Consider the following 1,910-nt stretch of genomic DNA (forward strand, 5'->3'; position numbering starts at 1 on the left):
AGTTTTGATGCCGACCGCCCGCTCTACCTGGAAGGCCGTGCCGCAAAGGTGGCTTGGGGCAACCCGCACGTCGAAATCGAGCTCGACGTGGTGGCCGGTTTGAAGCTGCCAGCCGACCTGGCCAAACGCTCCGTGCCGGCCCAGAGTGCGGGCATCGACGGGCCGGCCATCCTGGCCAAGACTCAGCTGCCCACCCGCGCCGACAAGCGCTGGGAGTTGGAGCTCGCGCCACTCAGCCGCCTGCAGGCCTGGCAGGTGGCCGAGATCAAGCCGGGCACGACGCTGTCGGTGGTGGGCTACACCTTCGCGGGCGAGAAGGGCGAGGCGATCCTGCGGGTCGAATACCTGTTCGTCGACGGCAAGGCCTATGGCCTGCGGTCGTCACCCGTCTGAACGCCTCGGCTTCATTCAATCAGAGCGCGCGAATAGCCTCGCGTGCGGCGGCCAGGGTGGCAGCAATGTCGTCGCTGGTGTGCGCCGCACTCACAAAGCCAGCTTCGTACAGCGCTGGCGCGAGGTACACGCCACGGTCGAGCATGCCGTGGAAGAAGCGGTTGAAACGCTCCTTGTCGGTGGCCATCACCGTCGCGTAGTTTTGCGGCAGCGCATCGGTGAAGAAAAAGCCGAACATGCCGCCTTCGCTGTCGCCCACGAAGGGCACGCCGGCGTCGCGAGCCTCAGCTGAGAGGCCGTCGACCAGCTGGCGTGTGCTCGCCGACAGCGCTTCGAAGAAACCGGGTTTCTGGATCTGCTTGAGCGTGGCCAGGCCGCAGGCCGTGGCCACCGGGTTGCCCGACAAGGTGCCGGCCTGGTAGACCGGGCCCAGCGGTGCGAGCTGAGCCATGACCGCACGCTTGGCGCCAAAGGCGGCCAGTGGCATGCCACCGCCGATCACCTTGCCGAACACGCTCATGTCGGGCTCGAATCCGGGGATGAGCTTGGCGTAAACGCTTTGGGCGCTGCCAAGCGCGACTCGGAAGCCTGTCATCACCTCGTCGAACACCAGCAGCGCGCCGTGCTGGCTGCACAGCTCGCGCAGGCGCTTCATGAAGGGCACGCTCGCACGCACGAAATTCATGTTGCCGGCAATCGGCTCGATCATCACGCAGGCGAGCTCCGCGCCGTGCAGCTTGAAGGCCTCTTCCAGCTGGGCGAGGTGGTTGTATTCGAGCACCAGGGTGTGCTGCACCACCTCGGCCGGCACACCGGCGCTGGTGGGGTTGCCGAAGGTCGCCAGGCCCGAGCCGGCCTTGACCAGCAGCGCGTCGGCATGGCCGTGGTAGCAGCCCTCGAACTTGATGATCTTGTTGCGCCCGGTCGCGCCGCGCGCAAGGCGGATGGCGCTCATCGCCGCTTCGGTGCCCGAGCTGACCAGGCGCACCTGATCCAGGCTGGGCACGAGCTTCAGGATCTCTTCAGCCAGCTCGATCTCGCGCTCGGTCGGGGCACCGAACGAAAACCCGTCAAGCGCGGCCTTCTGCACGGCATCCAGCACAGCCGGGTGGCCATGGCCGAGGATCATCGGCCCCCAGGAGCCGATGTAGTCGATGTAGCGGGTGCCTTCGGCGTCGAAGATGTAGGGCCCTTGGGCACGGGCGATGAACCGCGGTGTGCCGCCCACGGCCTTGAAGGCCCGCACCGGCGAGTTGACGCCGCCGGGGATGACGCGCTGGGCGCGTTCGAACAAGGCTGCGTTGGTCGGTGTTTCAGTGGACATGGCGCGGGTCCTTGGGCACTTCGTCGCCGGTGGCGTCGGGGCCTTCTTCACCCTCTTCGCCCGGGGGCAGGGCCCAGAAGAAGCGATCGGGGATCACGTTGCCCATGCCGGGGCGGAAACCGGCGTCGAGCGCCTGGTCCAGGAAGGCCAGCGACTCACCCACGGCGGTGTGCAGCTCGCTCCCAGCGGCCAG

The 1,910-nt window shown here is 67.3% G+C and carries 2 protein-coding genes and 1 pseudogene; 1 reads left to right on the forward strand and 2 read right to left on the reverse strand.

The window, feature by feature from the left end:
• On the forward strand, window positions 1-393 hold a 393-nt coding region (locus RMO40_RS19570), incomplete at its 5' end, for a hypothetical protein (RefSeq protein ID WP_309724945.1).
• Between the two features lie 19 nt (window positions 394-412).
• Here RMO40_RS19570 and hemL read toward each other — a convergent pair.
• Window positions 413-1,717, reverse strand: a complete 1,305-nt coding sequence (gene hemL / locus RMO40_RS19575; protein WP_309724947.1) for a glutamate-1-semialdehyde 2,1-aminomutase — start codon at window positions 1,715-1,717, stop codon at window positions 413-415.
• Window positions 1,707-1,910, reverse strand: a pseudogene (locus RMO40_RS19580) (bifunctional hydroxymethylpyrimidine kinase/phosphomethylpyrimidine kinase); the annotation flags it as partial. The pseudogene RMO40_RS19580 and the gene hemL, both read right to left, overlap by 11 nt.

The sequence above is a fragment of the Rhizobacter sp. genome (assembly GCF_031412075.1).
Taxonomy (GTDB): Bacteria; Pseudomonadota; Gammaproteobacteria; order Burkholderiales; family Burkholderiaceae_C; genus Rhizobacter.